Source organism: Limnohabitans sp. Rim47 (genome assembly GCF_001517545.1).
GTDB lineage: Bacteria > Pseudomonadota > Gammaproteobacteria > Burkholderiales > Burkholderiaceae_C > Limnohabitans_A.
On the sequence record NZ_FBYA01000002.1, the window covers coordinates 262,709 to 283,027 of the forward strand.

Genomic DNA, 20,319 nt, shown 5'->3' on the forward strand with positions numbered 1-20,319 from the left:
TCTCACTGGGAACATACAAGCACATGGGACAAAAACTCAAGATCGCGGGCTGGATCGGCATAGGCGCACTGGCTGGCGCACTGACCACCATGTCTTTGCAAACGGTGGCACGCGGCAACATGGCGCCCTTGCCACTCGAAGAGCTGCAGCAACTGGCGGCTGTCTTTGGCATGGTCAAAAGTGACTACGTCGAGCCTGTGGACGAGAAAAAGCTGATCACTGAAGCCATTTCAGGCATGGTGGCCAGTCTGGACCCGCACTCTCAGTATTTCGACAAAAAGAGCTTCAAAGAATTTTCCGAGGGCACCTCGGGGAAATTTGTAGGCGTAGGCATCGAGATCAGCCAAGAAGACGGTTTGGTCAAGATCGTTTCGCCCATTGAAGGCTCCCCAGCCGACCGTGCTGGCCTCAAAACCAACGACCTGATCACCAAGATCAACGACACGGCGGTCAAAGGGCTGTCGCTCAACGAAGCGGTCAAGCGCATGCGTGGCGAACCCAAAACCAAGGTGTTGCTGACCATCTTCCGTAAGTCTGAAAACCGCACCTTCCCGGTCACCATCGTCCGCGAAGAAATCAAGACCCAGTCAGTCAAGTCCAAGCTGATCGAGCCGGGCTACGGCTGGATTCGCGTGTCGCAGTTCCAGGAACGCACGGTGGATGATTTCGCCCGCAAAATCGAAGAAATGTACAAAGAAGACCCCAAGCTCAAAGGCTTGGTGCTCGACTTGCGCAACGACCCGGGTGGCCTGCTGGATGCGGCGGTGGCCCTGTCTGCCGCCTTCTTGCCTGAAAACGTCACGGTGGTCACCACCAATGGCCAGCTCGAAGAAAGCAAATTCACCTACAAAGCCACGCCCCAGTTCTGGCGTCGCAACAGCAGCAACGACCCGATCACCCACATGACGCAAGCCACGGGCGGCGCCTTGAAAAAAGTGCCTTTGGTGGTGCTGGTCAACGAAGGCTCGGCCTCGGCCAGCGAAATCGTGGCCGGTGCACTGCAAGACTACAAGCGCGGCACCCTGATGGGCAGCCAAACCTTTGGCAAGGGCTCAGTGCAAACCGTGCGCCAATTGGGGCCTGACACGGCGCTCAAGATCACCACCGCCCGTTACTACACGCCCAATGGCCGCGCCATCCAGGCCAAAGGCATCGTGCCCGAGGTGATGCTGGACGAAACCGAAAACGGCAATGTGTTCTCGGCCTTGCGCACCCGCGAAGCCGATCTCGAAAAACACCTGTCCAACGGCAAAGAAGCCGAAGAGAAAAAAGACCCGGCCCGCGAAAAAGCCCGTGAAGACGCCCTCAAAAAGCTGGAAGAAGAGTCCAAAAAACCCGTGGCTGAACGCCGCCTGCCCGAGTTCGGCTCGGACAAAGACTTCCAGTTGATCCAGGCCCTGAACCAGCTCAAAGGCCTGCCGGTCAAAGCCAGCACCACACTGGCCGAACGCAAGACCGAAAAGAAAGAAGACTGAGCGCCATGGACAACGCGAATGGATGACGCGCAACTGCTGCGCTATTCGCGGCACATCCTGCTCAATGAGCTGGGCATCGACGGCCAGGAAAACCTGCTGGCCTCACACGCCCTGATCATCGGTGCCGGAGGGCTGGGCTCGCCGGTCAGCCTGTATTTGGGCAGTGCCGGAGTCGGCCACATCACCGTGGTCGATCACGACCTTGTGGACGCCACCAACTTGCAGCGCCAAATTGCCCACACTTTGGACCGGGTGGGCCAGTACAAGGCTGATTCTGTACGGACGGCCATTGGGCAGATCAACCCCGACACACAAGTGAGCGCCATCACTCAGCGGGCCGACGCGGCCTTGCTCGACAAACTGGTGGCCCAAGCCGACGTGGTGCTGGACTGCTGCGACAACTTCGAAACCCGCCAGGCCGTGAATCTGGCCTGCGTGAAACACCGCAAACCCCTGGTATCGGGTGCCGCCATCCGCATGGACGGACAAGTCTCGGTCTTTGACAGCACTCAGCACGACGCCCCCTGCTACGCCTGCATCTTCCCCCCCGAGCAAGCGCCTGAAGAAACCCGCTGCGCCACCATGGGCGTGTTCGCACCGCTGGTGGGCATCATCGGCACGGTGCAAGCCGCCGAAGCCCTCAAGATTTTGAGCGGCATGGGCAGCCACATGGCCGGGCGTTTGCTGATGCTCGACGGGCGCGCGCTGTCGTGGACCGATATCCGCATGCAGCGCAACCCGCTCTGCCCGGTGTGCGCGGCGTACCGTCAAGGTTGATCCGGTCCGCGCCAGCCACCACTTATAAACAGAACAAGCTGCTGCAACCTGCGCATCAATGCAAGCGCTAGCGGCGCTCAGCTGCCGTGGCAAGTGCCATGGAATTTTCTGAACACAGATGGCGACATGGCGACTTCGTCTGCCGCAAACATCCCTATTTTTTGTGTTTGGGCCTGGCGTTGCAGGTCTGCATACGGGCCTTTACCCGTGCGAAACCGGTAGGCCCAAGCCATGCCGGAGCGCACCATCTCGGCCCCCAAATCCACACCGTCTATGGACAAACGGCCAATCTGTCGGCCATAAACATCGTGGCCATGGTCAAGCACCTGAACCGGCTTGCGCAGCGCCAGGCGGATCATTGCATCGCGGGCTTCAGCTCCGCCGGGTTGGCAAATTTCGGGGGCGTCAATGCCTTCAATGCGCAATTTGACAGGCTCATGCTGGCCTTCACGCACCAATAAAACCGTGTCGCCATCCATGACCCAACTGACCCAGCCTGTCCAAACCTCAGAAGCCTGCCCCGCACAAGGCAGTGCCAAGGCCAAAGCACAAAACCACTGACGCCATAACGTCATGAAGCATCCTTGCCGCGTTGTCCCTGGCGGCGATTGGCCTTGGGCAGGTCGGGGCTCAGCTCGGTCAACAAGCTTTGGGCGCGGGCCTGTAAGCGCTCCAGCGCTTCGTCAAATCGAGCGGCTTCTTCGGGCTGCAGTGCTTTCAAAATTTGGCTGTTGATGGCCTGAATCTGGGGCATCAAAGCTTCATACAGCTGCCGCCCTGCTGGCGTCAGGCTCACCAACGCGCTGCGCCGGTCGTTGGCGGGGATGGTGCGCAGCACCAGTTGTTTGTGCCCCAATGCCGTCAAGGTGCGCGAGGTGCGGGCGCGATCACGGTGCATCCGCTCGGCCAGGGCCGACGGCGGTAAGCTGCCGTTTTCATAGAGTTGGGCCACCACGGCCCATTCGCGCCGGGTAATGCCATAACCGCCCTCACACAAGCGCACCACCATGGTCCCCGCCACGCTCGACAAACGGCCCAGCCTGTACAAAAGCAGGTCGTCAATCGACGCCAAACGTTGGGATGGGGACAAAGGCATCAGGGTTTTCAGGGGGGATGGTTGATTAGATCAATTGTCGGTCAAGCCACTACATTCTGCGTTGGCTTGCGCTTTTAACAGGGGACGTTTCAGCCCCGCACAAACGGAGACATTCATGCATTCGATCCAAAGCACCACCGGCCACAGCACCCGCCACTTCAGCCGCCACTTCAGCCGCTGGAGTTTGGGCCTGCTCGCGCTTTCTTTGGCTGCACTCTCGCCCAGCCTGCAGGCGCAAGACAAACCGCCGCTCAAGATCGTGGTGGGTTTTCCGCCCGGCGGCTCCGCAGACATTTTGGCCCGCATGGTGGCCGACGCCCTGCGTGAAGACTTTGGCACCATCGTCGTGGACAACAAACCCGGCGCAGGTGGACGCATTGCCTTGAATGCAGTCAAGGTCGCCAAACCCGATGGCCAGACTGTGATCGTGTTGCCCAGCGGCCCCATGGTGTTGTTTCCCCATGTTTATAAAAAGCTCGACTACGACGCGGTAAAAGACTTCACCCCCGTCTCGCAGATCGCCCGCTTCCAGTTTGGCGTGGTGTCCGGCCCCGCCAGCAACGTGAAAAATGTGGCTGAGTTGGTGGCCAAAGCCAAGAGCGATCCAGGCAATGCCAGCTACGGCACCCCTGGCGCGGGCACCTTGCCACACTTCATGGGCGTGTTGATGGAGCAATCGGCGGGCATCAGCCTGAACCATGTGCCTTTCCAGGGCGGCGCACCGGCCAACAACGCGCTGCTGGGCGGCCACATCGGCTACAAATTTGACGTGGTGTCCGAAACCGCCGAAATGCACCGCGCGGGCAAGGTCCGCATCATTGCCGTGACCGGCAGCCAGCGCGACCCGCAAGTGCCCGAAGTGCCCACGCTCAAAGAATCAGGCATCAACATGGATGCAACGGCCTGGTTTGCCATGTATGGCCCTGCCGGACTCAAAGGCGATGCACTTGGTCGCCTTGAAAAAGCCATGATGAAAATCGCGCGCGACCCGGCCATGAAAGACAAGATGCTCAAGCTCGGCTATGAGCCCATTGGCTCTAACTCGGTCGATCTGGCTGCAGCACAAAAAGCCGATCTCAATCGCTGGGAAAAACCCATCAAAGCCACGGGCGTTCAGCTGGACTGAAGGGGTGGCCTGTCCGCACTCTGCTTTCCAAGCGCTCCGCACTCTGCATCGGCTGCACGCTGATCACCCACCGACACACAAAACGCACATGAAAAAATCACTGACACCTTGGCGCGCAGCGCTTTGCCTGAGCATGGCCGCCTGCACCCTTTCAGTCCCTGCATGGGCCCAAAGCTACCCCAGCAAACCCATCAAATTCATCACCAACTTCCCGGCGGGCGGCCCGGCTGATTTTTTAGCCCGTTCAGTCGGTGAGTACATCACCACCCAGTCCAAGCAGGCGGTCGTGGTTGAAAACAAAGCCGGCGCAGGCGGCAACATCGGGGCTGACTTTGTGGCCAAGAGCCCGTCCGATGGTTACACCGTGTTGTTCGGCATCGACACCACCTTCACGGTCAATCCATACATCTACAAAAACATGGCCTTCAAGCCGGCGGACCTGCGACCCATCATGGTCATGGTCTCTTCGGGCCTGCTGGTCGGTGCACACCCCAGCACCGGCTTCAAAACAATCAAAGACCTGATCGCCCAAGGCAAAGGCAAGGGTCTGAACTTCAGCAGCGCAGGCAGTGGCAGCCCGGGTCATTTGGCAGCCGAAATTTTCATGGACGCGGCGGGCATCACCATTCAGCATGTGCCCTACAAAGGCAACACCCCAGCCGTGACCGCTGTGCTGGCTGGCGAAGTGGATGCGGGCGTGCTGGCCACACCCGGCATGCTGCCCCATGTGAAGACCGGCAAGATCACCGCGCTGGCCGTGACCAGCCGCCAGCGTTCACGCTCGGCACCGGAGATTCCCACTGTGGCCGAAGCGGGCTTGAAGGATCTGGAGCTGGAGGTGCTCTACATCGCCATGGTGCCCGCAGCCACACCCGAGCCCGTGGTGCAATGGCTGCAAAAAGCCTTCACCGACGCCTTGAACCGGCCCGACAAACAAACTCAACTGGCGGGCATGGATCTTTTCTACGAAGGTCTGATCGGAGCGGACGCGGTCAAACGTCTGAGCGACCAATCCCAGCGCTACGGCCGCGTGGTCAAGTCCACGGGCATGAAAGTCGAATGAACGCCATGACCCACACCACGGCACAACGCCCCAACATCATCTTCATCGTGGCCGACGACCTCGGCTTTGCCGACCTGGGCTGCTACGGCGGCCGCGATGCAAAGTTCGGCAAAGTCTCGCCCGTGCTCGACCAACTGGCCGCTGCAGGCCTCAAGTTCACTCAGGGTTATGCCAATTCACCCGTGTGCTCGCCCACGCGTTTTGCGCTCATGACGGCGCGCTACCAGTACCGCCTTCGCGGCGGGGCCGATGAGCCCATCAACAGCAAAAGCAAAGGCAGCACCGTGCTGGGCCTGCCACCCGAGCACCCCACACTGCCATCACTGCTCAAGGCCAGTGGCTACCGCACCGCGCTGATTGGCAAATGGCACCTGGGCTACCCGCCCCACTTCAGCCCGATCAAGTCTGGCTACGAAGAATTTTTTGGCCCCATGTCGGGCGGGGTGGACTACTTCACCCATGCCAGCAACAACGGCACGCACGACCTGTACACCAACGAAGAAGAAAAGCACGAAGACGGCTATCTGACCGACCTGATTTCACAAAAAGCGGTGGACTTTGTGAACCGCATGGCCCCCGGCGCTGCACAGGGCACACCATTTTTCTTGAGCCTGCACTACACCGCGCCGCACTGGCCCTGGGAAACGCGCGAAGACCACGCATTGGCCCAAGAGGTCAAGGACAACCTGTTCCACCTGCATGGCGGCAACATCCACACCTACCACCGCATGATCCACCACATGGACGAAGGCATTGGCTGGGTGGTGGACGCCCTCAAAAAGACAGGCCAGATCGACAACACCCTGATCGTCTTCACCAGCGACAACGGCGGCGAACGCTTCAGCGACAACTGGCCTCTGGTCGGCGGCAAGATGGACCTGACCGAAGGCGGTATCCGTGTTCCGTGGATCGCGCATTGGCCCGGCTTCATCGCGCCGGGTGGCACCTCGACCCAGCACTGCATGACCATGGACTGGTCGGCCACCATGGTCGAACTGGCTGGCGCAAAAGCGGATGCCAAGCACCCTTTTGACGGGGTGTCGCTGGCTCCCGTGCTGCGCGATGCACAGCACCAGTTCGAGCGGCCCCTGTATTGGCGCATGAACCACCGTGGCCAGCGCGCCCTGCGCATGGGTGACTACAAATACCTACGGGTCGACGGCAACGACTATTTGTTCAACATCCCGGCTGATGAGCGCGAACGCGCCAACCTGGCCAAACACCAGCCCGGAAAGCTGCAAAGCCTGCGAGCCGCTTGGGAAGCCTGGGATGCCAGCGTACCCGCCATTCCCGAAGACGCGACCATCAGTCTGGGTTATTCGGTCAAAGACATGCCGCAGCGCTGAACGCAGGGCGGCTAAGATCAGGCATGCCTGATATGCAACGATTTTTAACCTTCCGCCACTGGCCTCGCCTGACCGCCCATCTGGCCCGCACCGAAGTGCTGGCCGGGCTGACGGTGGCTCTGGTCATGGTGCCGCAGGCCGTGGCCTACGCGGGGCTGGCTGGCATGCCGCTGGTCACAGGCCTTTACACCTGCCTGATTCCCGCCCTGCTGGCCGTATTGTTCGGCAGCGCCAACCGCTTGTCGGTGGGGCCAGCCGCGCTCACTTGCGTGCTGATTGAGGCATCGCTGACGGGCATGGCCGAACCCGGCTCGCCCGAATGGGTGGCGCTGGCGGTGTGGTTGTCACTGCTGTCGGGGGCCATTCAACTGTTGCTGGGGCTGGGCAACTACGGCTGGCTCATCAACCTGGTCAGTGCGCCCGTGATGATGGGGTTCACCCAAGCGGCCTCCTTGCTGATCATGGCTTCGCAAGTGCCCGGTTTGCTGGGCATAGAAGCCTGGCATTGGCATGTGCAAAGTTGGCCCGCCTGGCTGACCGGCTGGTCCGCCCTGTTCGGACTCAGCAGCCTGGTGGCGCTGCTTTTGTTGCGGCATTCCAAGCCGCGCTGGCCCGGCATCATGATCGTCATGGGCATCGCCTCGGCCGTCGCTTATGCCACCGATTACCAGGCGCACGGCGCGGTGGTCGGTTTGCTGCCTTCGGGCTTGCCCGGCTTTTATGGGCCCCATTGGCCCGGCCTGACGGTGCTCAACCAGCTTTGGGTTCCCGCCATGGTGATCGCGTTGGTCAGTTTTTTAGAAACCGCCTCCAGTGCCCGCATCGAATGTAGACGCGACGGCAAGCGCTGGGACGACAGCACCGAACTGTTCAGCCAGGGACTGGCCAAACTGGCCTCTGCCTTTTCAGGCAGTTTTGCCACCAGCACCTCGTTTTCGCGCTCCGCACTCATGCTTTATGCCGGTGCACGCTCGGGCTGGGCCGTGGTCGCCTCGGTGGGCTTTGTGCTGCTGGCCTTGCTGATACTCATGCCCGCGCTGCAATACGTGCCGCGCTCGGTCATGTCGGCGGCCGTGATCGTGGCTGTGCTCAATTTGTTCCAGCCCCGCCAGTTTTTGACGCTCTGGCGCATCGGCCGCATCGAAACCATGACAGCGGGCATCACCTTTGTCATGACCTTATTGACCGCGCCGCGCATTTACTGGGGTGTGATGACCGGGGTGCTGGTGGGCCTGAGCCACTTTTTGCACACGCGCCTGCACCCGCGCATCATCGAAGTGGGCCTGCACCCCGACGGCAGCCTGCGCGACCGCCATCTGTGGAAACTGCCCCCACTGGCTCTGCACCTCTACGCGCTGCGCATGGATGCCGAACTGGACTTTGCCGCCGCCAGCGACTTTGACCGGGCCATCACCGACCACCTGGCCCGCCACCGCGAGGTGAAGCATGTTTGCCTGTTTGCGCAACCCATCAACCGAATCGACGTGACGGGTGTGGAGACCTTTGGCCAGCTGCACCGGCAACTGGCCAGCCGGGGCATCACCCTGCACATCAGCGGCATCAAACTGCCCGTGGAAACCGCCTTGCGCCGCGCAGGTGAGCTCCAGGACAGCCCTTATCTCAAGCTCTACCGCACCGATGCCGAGGCCCTGCAAGCCTTGGCGCAATTGGCCCCACTGCCCGACGACATTGCGGCAGCGGCCATTTGAAGCGAGTCAAGCCGGAATTTCAGCCTTGACCAACAGCGCCAGCAGCTGCAAGGACTCCTGCCAACCCAAGCCACAAGCTTCAGCGGAAATCAGGTCAGAAGCAACCACCTGATCCATGTTCGGCTCGATCCCTGCCAAGTCTACTTGCCGACCCTTATGCCAAGCTCTTTTCAAATTCGGTCAAGCGCTTGTGAATCGAACGCAATTCTGTGATGTCGGTCCATCGCTCAATCAGGTAAGAAAACGCTTCATTGACTTTGCCAAACGCATTGCTCACTTGCTGAATCACGCCCAGCGTGATCAGCCCGGTAAACAGCGATGGCCCCATCAGCAGGTACGGAAAAATCACCGTCGACTGGCTGTAAAAATTGCTCCAGAGGTTGAAGTAGGCGTAATGGTTGAACAAGCGGAAATTGTTCAAGCGCACCCCGGCGAACAAATTCAAAACCGTGGGCAAGTCCATGCGGCTGCGGTCGTCTTCGGCATACACCAAATCCTTGCGCAAAGCGGCCTCGGTCTTCTGGTTGTTGTACTCCAGCCCCGGCAAGTGAATGCCCACAAACCACGACAACACCGTACCGCCCAGCGCAGTAAACAGTGCCACCCAAAACAGAGACCCCTCAAACTGCAACCAAGCAATGGCCATGCCCTGAGACAGCCCCCACAAAATCGGAATGAACGATGCCAGCGTGAGCACCGCCCGCACCAATCCCAAGCCCAGGTTCTCGGTCTGGCGGGCAAAACGCATGCAGTCTTCTTGAATGCGCTGCGAAGCCCCTTCGACCGTCTCGCTCGTTTTTTGCCAGCGCGGCAAATACGTCTCGGTCATGGCCTGACGCCACCGAAAAGCGTAGTGCGAGGCCAAATAGGTTTCAAGGCTGCGCAGCAACATGTAGGGAAAAGCGATCCACGCAAACTGCTGCATGAAACCCCAAAACATGGCCAAACCACCCGCTTGTTCAGGTTTTTGCAGCAAGTCATAAAACTGGCCATACCAAGTGTTGAGCTTGACCGTCTGCTGCACGGTGATGAACACCAGCGCCACCAACACCAACAAACCTCCCCAAGACCACAAGGCCCAGCGGCGTGAGAGAAAGAAACTTCGGAACATAGGGCCTTCTTATTCAGGGTTTGACACTGTCGACCGTCTCGGTCTCGACGACCGCAGGCAGCACCACTTAGAGCAACTTCAGATCCTCGCTGTGCCCGATTCGGCGGCCCTGAAGCCGCTTTGGGAAAAGGTCCCATGGGCGCAAGCCCGGTGCCATAGCGCTGATACTGAATGTACCCGGCTTAAGCCAATCGCCAGTTTGAGTCAAAGACTCTTCAACAGTTGCCGGCTTGTTGAAGCCTACCGTCAACTGCCCCCAATAGGCCGTATTGGATGGGCATCAACAGGTAACGATCCATCCCTCCAGCGGATCGCAAGGCGGTAGGCCGTATTGCGGGTGTCCGGCTTCGTGCTGTTGCTGCGCCCAAGCCGCCTGCATCAGGCAAAGGGTGGCATCGAGTGCATCACCGCTGGCATCGTCAGCCAGACGACCCATCAGAGCGTTGCTGGCCACCAGGCGCAAGCCCAGGCGGGTTTGCCCGCGCTCCAGTGCGCTCAGCAGTTCGCGCCGGGCCAACAGGCGTTCGGGGGTTTGTTTGGCTTTGTCGTCGCTTTTGTAGCTGGTGTTGCCCAGTACCTCGCGCGCCAGCAGGCCGGGGTAGGCCTCTAGCGCCACACGACGCACATCGCCTGCGTGCAGGCCGGGCAGGTGCACACCCGCCTGACGCAGCAGAGGCACGCCCGCGTGCAGCATGTAGGCCACAGGCGGGTTGACCCATTTCATAGAGGGGCTGGAACCCGCGGGTTTGTCGGCAGCGCGGTGGGCAAACTTGCCACCCACTGGGCGGGCGTTGCAAAACGCTGCAAATTGCTCGCGGATTTGGGGGCGCTCCAAGGCGCAGTAGTGGTCCATGCAGGCGGCCCAGTTGGTGGGCCAGCCCAGCGTCTGCACCAGCTCTCGTGGAAGGCCAAAGGGCAAGTCAAAGCCGCCCACCCAGTCGGCAGGCTGCGCAAGCCATTGGCCAAACGCAGTCAGGGTGTCAAAGGTTTTCAGCGCTTGCAGTTGCACCCTGCCCTGGCGGGCTTGGCCCAGCGCCAGCACGATGGGCTTGCGTTTGCTGGGGCTGCTGGAGAAGTCGCAGCCGATGAGCTGCATCGGATCAGGCGCGCCCGATGATGGACGCGGTGGCCATCAGCTCTTCGAGCAAAGCCAATGAGACTTTGCCCGACACGCTGTACGGGTCCAACTCGGCACGCTCGGCGTATTTGAGCAGGATGTTGGTGTTGACTCGCGAGGTGTCGACCTGGCCCATCGTCCAGCCGCCAAAGCGGCGCTCGGTGATCTCTTCGTAATGCAGCAAGACCACTTCTTTGTGGCGGGCATCTTTCTGGATGTGTCCGTACAACTCGCTGACAGCCCCACGGCCGCCTTCGATGGCTTGCAGGAAAATACCACCACCATAGCAAAGGATGCCGGTGATGCCGGTACTGGGGTTGAATTGGCGCGACTGGGCGAGGATCGAGTCGATCATCTCGGGGCGGGGGTCTACAGCGCGGCTGGCGTAAAGCAGGCGTACCAACATGGATCAGTTCTTTCCGGGAATCAGGGCCAAAAATTCACGACGCAGGTTGACGTCCTTGAGGAAGGCACCGCGCATGACCGAGTTGATCATTTTGCTGTCCATGTCTTTCACGCCACGCCACCCCATGCAGTAGTGGCTGGCTTCCATGACGATGGCCAGACCATCAGGTTGGGTTTTGCGCTGGATCAGGTCGGCCAGTTGCACCACGGCTTCTTCCTGGATTTGGGGACGACCCATGATCCATTCGGCCAAGCGGGCATATTTGGACAGGCCAATCACGTTGGTGTGTTCGTTGGGCAGCACGCCGATCCAGATCTTGCCAATCACGGGGCAAAAGTGGTGGCTGCAGGCGCTGCGCACGGTGATGGGGCCGACGATCATCAGCTCGTTCAGGTGCTCGGCATTGGGGAATTCGGTGATCTCGGGCCCCTCAACATAGCGGCCTTTGAACACTTCTTTCAGGTACATCTTGGCCACGCGGCGCGCGGTGTCGCCCGTGTTGTGGTCGTTCACGGTGTCGATGACCAAGCTGTCGAGCACACCCGCCATTTTGCCGGTGACTTCGTCCAGCAATTTTTCCAACTCGCCGGGTTCGATGAATTCGGCAATGTTGTCGTTGGCATGGAAGCGCTTGCGGGCCGCATTGATGCGCTCGCGGATCTTGACGGAAACAGGTACGCCTTCGTCTTCGGGCGTGGCGGCAGAAGCAGTCATGGCGTCTGGGGCTTTCATTAACATGGCGAGGATCGTAACAGCGATTGATACCCCTGCTTCCCCTGAGACATAACGCCCATTCCAAGCGGGGGGGATCACCCGCTCAGTAGCGGTTACCGCTCAAAAACAGCGCCAGCCGCATCAAGCCAAAGGCCAACCGGTCACGCCACCTTTGGTGCCAGGCCCTTTGGAGATCCAACTCAGCCAGCACCGGCTTGCTTTGCTGCACGATCGCCGAGTGCAAGCGCTGGTAAAGCTGCTGGGCAAAAGCTTTGTCGGCCACCACCACATTGGCCTCACGCGCCAACAAGAGGCTGAGCGGGTCCAGATTGGACGAGCCCACCGTGGCCCAGGGCCGCTCGTTGTTCGGGTCGATCACGGCCACTTTGGCGTGCAAAAAGCTGGCCTCGTACTCGTGGATCTCGATACCAGCAGCCAACAACACGCCATACACCGGGCGGGCTGCGTGGTATTGCATGAAGTATTCGTAACGTCCTTGCAGCAGCAAACGCACCCGCACGCCCCGCTGCGCAGCGTGGATCAGGGCTTTGCGCAAGCGGCGTCCAGGCAAAAAATAGGCGTTGGCGATGACGATTTCATGACGGGCAGCGCCAATCGCTTTCAAATAAGCGCGTTCAATCTGGCTGCGGTACAACACGTTGTCACGCAACAGCAAGCCCGCCTTGGCCACCAAACGGCCATCCAGCGCGTGCGCATCGTCACGGGTCCAGGGCAAATGCAGCCCTGCCGCCCGAAAGGAGCTGAACGCCTCCGGAAACTGTTGCTGCCGGACATGACGCACACCCTGGATGCGCCACCACAGTTGCGCCATGGTTTCTTGCATTTGCTGCACCAAAGCGCCCCGTGCGCAAACGGCAAAGTCCAGCCGCGGCTGGGCCAGGGTGCCATGGTGCGGGTCGTACCAGTCGTCAAGAATATTGATGCCGCCACAAAAAGCCAGATGCCCGTCGATCACGCACAGCTTGCGATGCAGGCGCCGCCAACGGCTGGGGATCAACAAACCCAAAGTGCCCAAGGGGGAATACACCCGCCATTCAACCCCCGCACGCACAAAACGCTCACGCCACTCAGGCGGCAAGCTGGGGGTGCCCACCCCATCGACCACCACCCAAACGCGCAAACCCCGCAAAGCGGCCCGCTCCAGCGCCTCGGCCACCATGGCCGCTGCGCCATGAAAATCAAAAATATAGGTCTCGATGTGCACCTGCGACCGGGCCTGCTCCAGCGCAGAGACCAAGGCCTCGAAATAGGCTTGCCCGCCTTCGATCAAGCGGATCTGATGACCGTCTCGCAAGGGCGGGCCGTAGCGCATGTTCAATCCGTCCAGGCGAACTCGGCGACCAAGGGCAAATGGTCAGACATGCGCTGCCATATGCGACCGACAGGGGCCATGGCGTGAACGGGGGTCAGCCCGCGTGCATAGACATGGTCAAGCTGGTTCAGGGGCAAACGCGAGGGATAGGTGGGCGTGGGCTGCTCACGCCATTCGCCAAAGCCCGCCTTGGCCATGCGCCGCCCCAGGCCAGTGCCCCAGTCATTGAAGTCACCCGCCACCAACACGGGCGCATGGGCCGGGATGGTCTGGTCGATGAAGGCCAGCAACTGCGCCACTTGACGCACCCGGCTGGCGGGCACCAGGCCCAAATGAACCACAACCACATGCAGTAGCCGGTCTACCACTTGAACCGTGGTGTGCAGCAAACCCCGCTGCTCAAAGCGGTGGTCCGAGATGTCTTGGTGGTGGTGCGACAACACGGGCCAGCGCGACAGCAAGGCATTGCCGTGCTCGCCATGGCGGGTGATGGCGTTGGTGCGGTAAACCGACTCGTAGCCTTCAGGCGCCAGATAGTCGGCTTGCGGCTGACTGGGCCACTGAGAAAAGTAGCGTTCTTCGCGGCGGTGCATGCGGCGCACTTCTTGCAAACACACGATGTCGGCGTCGAGCTGCTCCACCGCGTGCGCCAAGTTGTGGATCTCCAGCCGCCGCGCAGGCCCCAAGCCCTGCACACCTTTGTGGATGTTGTAGGTGGCCACGCGCAAGATGGGGTGCTCGTGTCGCTGCGGCATCAAAGGCCAATCTGGTTCTCAAAACGCGGCAGCATCAAAATGGCCTCGGCATTGGATGGCGAAAAACAATGGTCCGCAGCGGCCCGCCAATGCAGCCATTGCCAATCGGTGTGCTCGGCAGGGCTTAGGGTAATGGGCGTTTGCTCGGGCACGCACAGGCCAAACACCCGCTCGGTGTTGCGGCTGACTTCAGGGGCATAGCGCCAGCGCCACATGGGGTAAATGTCGTACACGTTTTCCAGCTGCCAGTCTTGCAAGCGGCACTGGGGGTGTCGCGCATCAATGCCGGTTTCCTCTTGCACCTCGCGCGCGGCCGTATCGGCCCAGTCTTCGTCCCAAAAATCCTTGCTTCCGGTGACCGACTGCCAAGTGCCTGCGTCGGTCCGCCGAATCAGCAAAACTTGGCCGCTGAGGGTGTAGATCACCACCAGAACAGATTGGGGAATTTTGTAGTTCGTTGAGGTCACGCAGTCATTCTAGGCAGCGCAGGTCTTGCTAGGATTGAGCCATGTCGTCTTCACCCGCCAATTTAGTGCCTTTGTTGCTGCAAACCTGCCGATTAAGCGGCGGGCCTGCCGACCACATGGCCATTGAAAATCTGAGTTTTGCCTGGTCTGCCGGCTTGCACTGGGTGTGCGGTGACGAGGGCTGCGGCAAAACCAGCCTGCTGCGACTGCTGGCAGGCGATTTGCAGCCGCTCGGGGGCACTCTCAAAACGCCACCGGGCGGCGTCTTCTGGGCCGACCTGAAGGGCCCCGAGCACGACCAAACCACCGTGCAAGCCTGCTGGGACCAGCTTCAAACCCGACACCCCCAATGGAACAATGAACTGCTGCAAAACCTGTCCGAAGCGCTGGGCATGGAAAGGCATCAGCACAAACCGCTGTACATGCTCTCCACTGGCAGCCGCCGCAAAGTCATGCTGATCGCTGCCCTGGCATCGGGCGCCACCGTCACCTTGCTTGACCAACCTTTTGCCTCGCTTGACCAAGCCTCCATTCGGGTGATCAAAGACTTTTTGCATGAAAACGCTGAGCACTCCGACCGTGCCTGGATCGTGGCGGACTATGAAGTGCCTGCGGATTTGCCACAGACTTCGGTGCTGCAAATGGCATAAAAACTCCCGCAAGCTGATCTATGCCCCATAATGCGTGCGTGTACGTCATAAAAAACGGCACAAGTCAGGTGATCGGTCAGTTTCGCGCGCTACGGCGGCAGTTTTCAGTTTGTTGTGCTTTCGGGACCCCATCGCTTTGTTTTTTTGTATTTCTGAGGAGTCCTCCATGGGCAATAAACTTTACGTCGGCAACCTGCCGTACACCGTCCGCGACGAAGACCTGCAGCAGGCATTCGGCGAATTCGGCGCCATCACCAGCGCAAAAGTCATGATGGAACGCGACACAGGTCGCTCCAAAGGCTTCGGTTTTGTGGAAATGGGCAGCGATGCCGAAGCACAAGCCGCTATTGCTGGCATGAATGGCCAGTCTTTGGGTGGCCGTAGCATCACCGTGAACGAAGCCCGTCCAATGGAGGCACGTCCTCCACGTACTGGTGGTTTCGGTGGTGGTGGCGGTTACGGCGGTGGCGGTGATCGCTCCGGTGGCGGCGGCTACGGCGGTGGCCGTTCCGGTGGTGGCGGCTACGGCGGTGGCGGCGATCGCTCCGGCGGTGGCGGCTACGGCGGTGGTGGCGGCGGCCGCGGCGGCTACTAAGCCCTGCGAATCCCGTTAACGGCAGCAATGCCGTTGCAAAATTTCCAGTTCAGCGTCTCGCTGAGCTCAGACATCAAAGGCTTCAAGACTTCGGTTTTGAGGCCTTTTTTGTGTCGCAACACATCCTCTGGAGTTGAAAGAAGCTGCACAGTAAACGACACGACAAGCCGGAGTCCACAAAAACCAATGCCACCCGAAGGTGGCATTGTTTATGGCGGGTGTTGGGTTAGCTAGCGCGACTTACGCTGCTTTGACCGCGTCCAGATTGCGCAAGCGAATGTGCAATTCGCGCAACTGCTTTTCGTCCACCGGGCTTGGGGCTTGGGTCAGCAAGCACTGGGCACGTTGGGTCTTGGGGAAAGCAATCACGTCTCGAATGGACTCAGCGCGGGTCATGAGCGTAACGATGCGGTCGAGGCCGAAGGCCAGGCCGCCGTGTGGAGGCGCACCGTATTGCAGTGCGTCAAGCAAAAAGCCGAACTTGAGTTGGGCTTCTTCGGGCGTGATCTTGAGCGCATCAAACACTTTTTGCTGCACGTCAGCGCGGTGGATACGCACCGAGCCGCCGCCCATTTCCCAGCCGTTCAACACCATGTCGTAGCCCTTGGAGATGCACTTCTCGGGGGCGGTGACCATCCAGTCTTCGTGGCCATCTTTGGGCGCGGTGAAGGGGTGGTGTACAGCGGTATAGCGCTGGTTTTCGTCGTCGTATTCGAACATGGGGAAGTCAACCACCCACATCGGCGCCCAACGGTCTTCAAACAGGCCATTTTTCTTGCCGAACTCGCTGTGACCAATCTTGATGCGCAAGGCACCAATGGCGTCGTTGACGATTTTTTCCTTATCGGCACCGAAGAAAATCAGGTCGCCGTTTTGGGCACCCGACCGCTCCAGCACAGCGGTCAAGGCCGCGTCATGGATGTTCTTGACGATGGGCGACTGCAAGCCATCGCGGCCTTTGGACAGGTCGTTGACGCGGATGTAGGCCAAGCCTTTGGCACCGTAGATCTTGACGAACTCGGTGTAGGCGTCGATCTCGCCACGGCTGATGCCGCCGCCTTCGACCGAGCCGTTGGGCACGCGCAGTGCGACCACGCGGCCACCTTTCATGTTGGCCGCACCCGAGAACACTTTGAAGTCCACATCGCCCATGACATCGGTCACTTCGGTGAACTGCAGTTTCACGCGCAGATCAGGCTTGTCGGAGCCGTAGATGTGCATGGCATCCTGGTAAGTCATGACCGGGAACTCGCCCAGGTCAACACCAATGGTTTTCTGGAAAACGCGCTTGATCATGCTCTGGAACATGTCGCGGATTTCTTCTTCGGTCAGGAACGATGTTTCGATATCGATCTGGGTGAATTCGGGCTGGCGGTCAGCACGCAGGTCTTCGTCGCGGAAGCACTTGGTGATCTGGTAGTAACGGTCATAGCCCGCCACCATGAGCAGCTGTTTGAACAGCTGAGGCGACTGGGGCAAGGCAAAGAACTGGCCATCGTGAACACGGCTGGGCACCAAATAATCACGCGCACCTTCAGGTGTGCTCTTGGTGAGCATGGGCGTTTCGATGTCGATGAAACCGTTTTCATCGAGGTACTTGCGCACTTCCATCGAGACCTTGTAGCGCAGCATCAGGTTGTTTTGCATGTACGGACGGCGCAGGTCTAACACGCGGTGCGTGAGGCGGGTCGTCTCGGACAGGTTTTCTTCGTCGATCTGGAAAGGCGGTGTGACGGAGGCATTGAGCACGATCAGTTCGTGGCACAGCACTTCGATCTTGCCGCTTTTCATGTTGTCATTGGTGGTGCCATCTGGGCGGGCACGCACCACGCCTTTGATCTGCACGCAATACTCGTTGCGCACGTCTTCGGCCACCTTGAACATCTCGGGGCGATCCGGGTCGCACACCACCTGCACGTAGCCTTCGCGGTCACGCAGGTCGATAAAGATCACGCCGCCGTGGTCACGACGGCGGTTGACCCAGCCGCAAAGGCTCACGGTTTGACCGGTCAGGGCTTCGGTCACCAGACCGCAATAGTGGGAACGCATGGACATGTTGTTGGACTTTCTTAATTCTGAAATTGTGTGGCGTGCAAGCTGGAAGGCAATGGGCTAACCCGCTCACAAAGGCTGTTTGGAGGCCGCTGGGGCGACAGGCAAGGCGTCGGGACCGCCTGGAACCACAACACCCATGGAGATGATGTATTTCAACGCGTCATCAACGCTCATCTCGAGTTCGATCACATCGGCTTTGGGCATCATCAGGAAGAAGCCCGAAGTCGGGTTGGGTGTGGTGGGCACATAAACACTGACCATGGGCTGGCCCAAGTGTTTGGCCACCTCACCGCCGGGTGTGCCGGTCAAAAAGGCAATGGTCCATGAACCTTGGCGCGGGTACTGCACCAGCAAAGCCTTTGAAAAAGCATTGCCGCTGCCCGAAAACAGGGTGTCAGCCACCTGCTTGACGCTGGTGTAAATGCTGCGCACCACCGGGATGCGGTTCATCAGGTTGTCCCACTTGCGCAGCCACCATTGGCCAAACATGTTGGCCACAAAAACACCCGTGGAAAAAATCACCAAGGCCACCAAAATCACGCCAAGGCCAGGCACACCGCGCAGCAACTCGGCCAGCTTGTGCATGCCTGGGATCAGGGTGTCTGCGGCCAGCAAAATGGCCAGAAAAATGCCATCCAGCAGCCCTACTAACCAGGTCAAAACCCAGACGGTGATGCCCATGGGCAGCCACACCAGGAGACCGGTGATGAAGTACTGTTTGAAGCTGCGTTGTTTCATGAAGGGACAATCAATGTGGGCAAGTCAGTGGCAGGCGCAAGATGCCGCACAGCCACCGGAGGCCGCTGGCGTGCTCGACTCGGCTGCACCCGCACTGGCACTCGGGGCGTCAGAAGTGGCAGATGCTGCGGCATCAGTAGCAACGGCTGTGGAGGCTGCGGCACCTGTGGCTCCGCCGCCCTTGAAATCGGTGGCATACCAGCCTGTGCCCTTGAGCTGGAAACCAGGGGCTGTCAGTTGTTTGCTGAACTGGGGGGCACCGCAGGCGGGGCATTCGGTCAGGGCCGCATCGGACATTTTTTGCAGCACATCCTTAGCATGGCCGCAGGCGTCGCACTTGTAGGCGTAAATGGGCATGAAGAGGTTCCTGGAAATATTTTTTCAACCCTAAATTGTAAGTCGAACCCCTTGCCTGCCTGGACATGCTGCTTGAAACATCTCGGCCCCGAAGTCACAGGGGTGGTCAAACCACGCAGACACGGGCAAAGTTCTCTCTTATACAATTCTGCGCAGGCCTGTCTGGTGGCGACCCGATGCGGCCCTGCACCCCCAAGATTTATGGAGCTTTCACGATCATGAACAAACGTTTTTTACTGACCGCTTTGTGTGCTTTGGCCTTGGCCGCGTGCGGCAAAAAAGAAGAAGCCCCCAAGGCCCCCGTGACTGCAGCGGCCCCGGTCAACACCGAAGAGAAAGTGTTGAACATTTACAACTGGCCCGACTACATCACCCAAGATATGGTGGCCAATTTCGAAAAAGAAACGGGCATCAAGGTCAACTACCAAACCTTTGAGAACAACGAAGCCCTGCAAGCCAAGCTGATCGCTGGCAACTCGGGTTATGACCTGGTGGTGCCCGGCGCGGTTTTTGCCAAGTCCCAAATCGAAGCCGGTTTGCTGCGCCCCCTGGACAAGGCCCAAATCCCCAATCTGGCCAATCTGGACCCCGCCATCATGGCCAAGCTCGACAAGGTTGATCCCGGCAACGCTCACCTGATTCCTTGGGCTTGGAGTTTCACCACCGTTGGCATCAACAAAGCCAAAGTGGCCAAAGCGCTGGGCAATACCCCCATGCCCGAAAACGCTTGGGATCTGGTGTTCAACCCTACCTACACCAGCAAACTCAAGTCCTGCGGCATTGCTTACCTCGATTCGCCCACCGAAATCATGCCGCCAGCCCTGCACTACATTGGCAAAGACGCCTACTCTGCGGACCCGGCTGACCACAAGGCCGCTGGCGAGATGCTGAGCAAAGTGCGCAAAGACATCCGCTTGTTCTCCAGCACCATGATCGACGATCTGGCCGGTGGCAAAGCCTGTGTGGCCTTGGGCTGGGCGGGTGACATCAACATCGCCAGCTCGCGCGCCGTGGAAAACAAGAGCGGTCAAGAGATCGAAGCCTTGTTGCCCAAAACCGGTGGCCTGCTGTTCTTTGACAACCTGGCCGTGCCCAAGGATGCCAAGCACCCCAACAACGCCATGGCCTTCATCAATTACTTTTTGAAGCCAGAAGTGTCTGCATCGCTGACCAATGAGCTGAGCTACGCCACCGCCAACAAGGCCAGCGTGGCACAAGTCACCCCCGAAGTGGCCAACAACAAGGCTGTTTTCTTGGATGCTGCCGCACTGCAAGTGGCGGTCTCGCCTTCCAGCCTGTCCAACGCCACGCGCGAATCCATGACATCGGTCTACACCGCCTTCAAAAAAGGCAAATGACAACGCGCCTCTTGCCGCGTGATTGAAATCAGGCTGTGCACATGTGTCCCATGTGCACAGCCTTTTTCTTG

The 20,319-nt window shown here is 59.6% G+C and carries 21 protein-coding genes and 1 pseudogene; 9 read left to right on the top strand and 13 right to left on the bottom strand.

All coding sequences use genetic code 11. The features are described from left to right. The first annotated feature begins 23 nt into the window (after positions 1-23). Positions 24-1,475 (top strand): S41 family peptidase, encoded by a 1,452-nt coding sequence (locus BN3544_RS06135; RefSeq protein ID WP_019430078.1) that lies wholly within the window; start codon positions 24-26, stop codon positions 1,473-1,475. Positions 1,476-1,493: 18 nt separating this feature from the next. Continuing rightward, positions 1,494-2,252 (top strand): HesA/MoeB/ThiF family protein, encoded by a 759-nt coding sequence (locus BN3544_RS06140; protein WP_019430079.1) that lies wholly within the window; start codon positions 1,494-1,496, stop codon positions 2,250-2,252. 77 nt (positions 2,253-2,329) lie between these two features. On the opposite strand, the gene BN3544_RS06145 is transcribed toward BN3544_RS06140, so the two are convergent. Beyond that, positions 2,330-2,827 carry a thermonuclease family protein gene (locus BN3544_RS06145; RefSeq protein WP_036075120.1) on the bottom strand — a complete coding sequence of 166 codons (498 nt, stop codon included), beginning with the start codon at positions 2,825-2,827 and terminating at the stop codon, positions 2,330-2,332. After that, on the bottom strand, positions 2,824-3,348 hold the full coding sequence (locus tag BN3544_RS06150; protein WP_019430081.1) for a MarR family winged helix-turn-helix transcriptional regulator: 525 nt from the start codon (positions 3,346-3,348) through the stop codon (positions 2,824-2,826). The genes BN3544_RS06145 and BN3544_RS06150 overlap by 4 nt, the downstream gene beginning before the upstream one ends. Before the next feature lie 115 nt (positions 3,349-3,463). On the opposite strand from BN3544_RS06150, the gene BN3544_RS06155 reads away from it, so the two are divergent. The 4 genes from BN3544_RS06155 (at position 3,464) to BN3544_RS06170 (ending at position 8,592) form a co-directional block, all read left to right on the top strand. After that, a complete protein-coding gene (locus tag BN3544_RS06155; protein ID WP_019430082.1) occupies positions 3,464-4,474 on the top strand; it encodes a Bug family tripartite tricarboxylate transporter substrate binding protein in 1,011 nt (336 codons plus the stop codon). Between the two features lie 88 nt (positions 4,475-4,562). Next, positions 4,563-5,537: a Bug family tripartite tricarboxylate transporter substrate binding protein gene (locus BN3544_RS06160; RefSeq protein ID WP_019430083.1), complete on the top strand. Its 975-nt coding sequence runs from the start codon at positions 4,563-4,565 to the stop codon at positions 5,535-5,537. 5 nt (positions 5,538-5,542) lie between these two features. Beyond that, entirely contained in the window at positions 5,543-6,883 is a 1,341-nt protein-coding gene (locus BN3544_RS06165; RefSeq protein WP_026036669.1) for a sulfatase family protein, read from the top strand. 23 nt (positions 6,884-6,906) lie between these two features. Beyond that, a complete protein-coding gene (locus BN3544_RS06170) occupies positions 6,907-8,592 on the top strand; it encodes a SulP family inorganic anion transporter (protein ID WP_036075122.1) in 1,686 nt (561 codons plus the stop codon). Positions 8,593-8,598: 6 nt separating this feature from the next. Here BN3544_RS06170 and BN3544_RS14265 read toward each other — a convergent pair. From BN3544_RS14265 to nudB, 8 genes and pseudogenes are all read right to left on the bottom strand, one after another. Beyond that, a pseudogene (locus tag BN3544_RS14265) lies at positions 8,599-8,682 on the bottom strand (polyketide cyclase); the annotation flags it as partial. A 64-nt stretch (positions 8,683-8,746) separates the two neighbouring features. Continuing rightward, entirely contained in the window at positions 8,747-9,703 is a 957-nt protein-coding gene (locus BN3544_RS06175) for a putative transporter (protein WP_026036670.1), read from the bottom strand. A 280-nt stretch (positions 9,704-9,983) separates the two neighbouring features. After that, positions 9,984-10,799, bottom strand: a complete 816-nt coding sequence (locus tag BN3544_RS06180) for a DUF429 domain-containing protein (RefSeq protein WP_019430088.1) — start codon at positions 10,797-10,799, stop codon at positions 9,984-9,986. Positions 10,800-10,803: 4 nt separating this feature from the next. Continuing rightward, positions 10,804-11,226, bottom strand: a complete 423-nt coding sequence (locus BN3544_RS06185) for a BLUF domain-containing protein (RefSeq protein WP_019430089.1) — start codon at positions 11,224-11,226, stop codon at positions 10,804-10,806. 3 nt (positions 11,227-11,229) lie between these two features. Then, the gene (folE, locus tag BN3544_RS06190) at positions 11,230-11,958 is read right to left on the bottom strand and encodes a GTP cyclohydrolase I (protein ID WP_019430090.1); all 729 of its coding nucleotides are present in this window, start codon (positions 11,956-11,958) and stop codon (positions 11,230-11,232) included. A gap of 85 nt (positions 11,959-12,043) precedes the next feature. Beyond that, on the bottom strand, positions 12,044-13,273 hold the full coding sequence (clsB, locus tag BN3544_RS06195) for a cardiolipin synthase ClsB (RefSeq protein ID WP_019430091.1): 1,230 nt from the start codon (positions 13,271-13,273) through the stop codon (positions 12,044-12,046). Between the two features lie 2 nt (positions 13,274-13,275). Continuing rightward, positions 13,276-14,028, bottom strand: a complete 753-nt coding sequence (locus tag BN3544_RS06200; protein WP_019430092.1) for an endonuclease/exonuclease/phosphatase family protein — start codon at positions 14,026-14,028, stop codon at positions 13,276-13,278. Further along, complete coding sequence (gene nudB / locus BN3544_RS06205; RefSeq protein ID WP_036075126.1) at positions 14,028-14,495, bottom strand: dihydroneopterin triphosphate diphosphatase; 468 nt, start codon at positions 14,493-14,495, stop codon at positions 14,028-14,030. Before nudB ends, BN3544_RS06200 begins: the two co-directional genes overlap by 1 nt. Before the next feature lie 41 nt (positions 14,496-14,536). Between nudB and BN3544_RS06210 the strand changes: the two genes are divergently transcribed. Together BN3544_RS06210 and BN3544_RS06215 are read left to right on the top strand one after the other, a co-directional pair. Beyond that, positions 14,537-15,145 carry an ABC transporter ATP-binding protein gene (locus BN3544_RS06210; protein ID WP_019430094.1) on the top strand — a complete coding sequence of 203 codons (609 nt, stop codon included), beginning with the start codon at positions 14,537-14,539 and terminating at the stop codon, positions 15,143-15,145. A gap of 166 nt (positions 15,146-15,311) precedes the next feature. After that, positions 15,312-15,740, top strand: coding sequence for an RNA recognition motif domain-containing protein (locus tag BN3544_RS06215; protein ID WP_019430095.1), 429 nt, complete (start codon positions 15,312-15,314; stop codon positions 15,738-15,740). A 240-nt stretch (positions 15,741-15,980) separates the two neighbouring features. Here BN3544_RS06215 and aspS read toward each other — a convergent pair whose 3' ends face one another. The 3 genes from aspS to BN3544_RS06230 form a co-directional block, all read right to left on the bottom strand. Beyond that, entirely contained in the window at positions 15,981-17,795 is a 1,815-nt protein-coding gene (aspS, locus tag BN3544_RS06220; RefSeq protein ID WP_019430097.1) for an aspartate--tRNA ligase, read from the bottom strand. Between the two features lie 66 nt (positions 17,796-17,861). After that, positions 17,862-18,533 carry a DUF502 domain-containing protein gene (locus tag BN3544_RS06225; RefSeq protein WP_019430098.1) on the bottom strand — a complete coding sequence of 224 codons (672 nt, stop codon included), beginning with the start codon at positions 18,531-18,533 and terminating at the stop codon, positions 17,862-17,864. A 24-nt stretch (positions 18,534-18,557) separates the two neighbouring features. Further along, on the bottom strand, positions 18,558-18,890 hold the full coding sequence (locus tag BN3544_RS06230; protein WP_019430099.1) for an FmdB family zinc ribbon protein: 333 nt from the start codon (positions 18,888-18,890) through the stop codon (positions 18,558-18,560). A gap of 218 nt (positions 18,891-19,108) precedes the next feature. Between BN3544_RS06230 and BN3544_RS06235 the strand changes: the two genes are divergently transcribed. Further along, on the top strand, positions 19,109-20,248 hold the full coding sequence (locus tag BN3544_RS06235; protein ID WP_026036672.1) for an extracellular solute-binding protein: 1,140 nt from the start codon (positions 19,109-19,111) through the stop codon (positions 20,246-20,248). Positions 20,249-20,319: the final 71 nt, after the last annotated feature.

Bases quoted from the DNA above. Each gene is read 5' to 3' on its own strand.
- BN3544_RS06225 (WP_019430098.1), bottom strand. From the start codon at position 18,533: ATGAAACAACGCAGCTTCAAACAGTACTTCATCACCGGTCTCCTGGTG.
- BN3544_RS06180 (WP_019430088.1), bottom strand. From the start codon at position 10,799: ATGCAGCTCATCGGCTGCGACTTCTCCAGCAGCCCCAGCAAACGCAAG.
- BN3544_RS06160 (WP_019430083.1), top strand. From the start codon at position 4,563: ATGAAAAAATCACTGACACCTTGGCGCGCAGCGCTTTGCCTGAGCATG.
- BN3544_RS06230 (WP_019430099.1), bottom strand. From the start codon at position 18,890: ATGCCCATTTACGCCTACAAGTGCGACGCCTGCGGCCATGCTAAGGAT.
- BN3544_RS06185 (WP_019430089.1), bottom strand. From the start codon at position 11,226: ATGTTGGTACGCCTGCTTTACGCCAGCCGCGCTGTAGACCCCCGCCCC.
- aspS (WP_019430097.1), bottom strand. From the start codon at position 17,795: ATGTCCATGCGTTCCCACTATTGCGGTCTGGTGACCGAAGCCCTGACC.
- clsB (WP_019430091.1), bottom strand. From the start codon at position 13,273: ATGCGCTACGGCCCGCCCTTGCGAGACGGTCATCAGATCCGCTTGATC.
- BN3544_RS06215 (WP_019430095.1), top strand. From the start codon at position 15,312: ATGGGCAATAAACTTTACGTCGGCAACCTGCCGTACACCGTCCGCGAC.
- BN3544_RS06155 (WP_019430082.1), top strand. From the start codon at position 3,464: ATGCATTCGATCCAAAGCACCACCGGCCACAGCACCCGCCACTTCAGC.
- BN3544_RS06175 (WP_026036670.1), bottom strand. From the start codon at position 9,703: ATGTTCCGAAGTTTCTTTCTCTCACGCCGCTGGGCCTTGTGGTCTTGG.
- BN3544_RS06135 (WP_019430078.1), top strand. From the start codon at position 24: ATGGGACAAAAACTCAAGATCGCGGGCTGGATCGGCATAGGCGCACTG.
- BN3544_RS06165 (WP_026036669.1), top strand. From the start codon at position 5,543: ATGACCCACACCACGGCACAACGCCCCAACATCATCTTCATCGTGGCC.
- BN3544_RS06170 (WP_036075122.1), top strand. From the start codon at position 6,907: ATGCCTGATATGCAACGATTTTTAACCTTCCGCCACTGGCCTCGCCTG.
- folE (WP_019430090.1), bottom strand. From the start codon at position 11,958: ATGAAAGCCCCAGACGCCATGACTGCTTCTGCCGCCACGCCCGAAGAC.
- BN3544_RS06210 (WP_019430094.1), top strand. From the start codon at position 14,537: ATGTCGTCTTCACCCGCCAATTTAGTGCCTTTGTTGCTGCAAACCTGC.
- BN3544_RS06150 (WP_019430081.1), bottom strand. From the start codon at position 3,348: ATGCCTTTGTCCCCATCCCAACGTTTGGCGTCGATTGACGACCTGCTT.
- BN3544_RS06200 (WP_019430092.1), bottom strand. From the start codon at position 14,028: ATGCCGCAGCGACACGAGCACCCCATCTTGCGCGTGGCCACCTACAAC.
- BN3544_RS06145 (WP_036075120.1), bottom strand. From the start codon at position 2,827: ATGACGTTATGGCGTCAGTGGTTTTGTGCTTTGGCCTTGGCACTGCCT.
- BN3544_RS06235 (WP_026036672.1), top strand. From the start codon at position 19,109: ATGAACAAACGTTTTTTACTGACCGCTTTGTGTGCTTTGGCCTTGGCC.
- BN3544_RS06140 (WP_019430079.1), top strand. From the start codon at position 1,494: ATGGATGACGCGCAACTGCTGCGCTATTCGCGGCACATCCTGCTCAAT.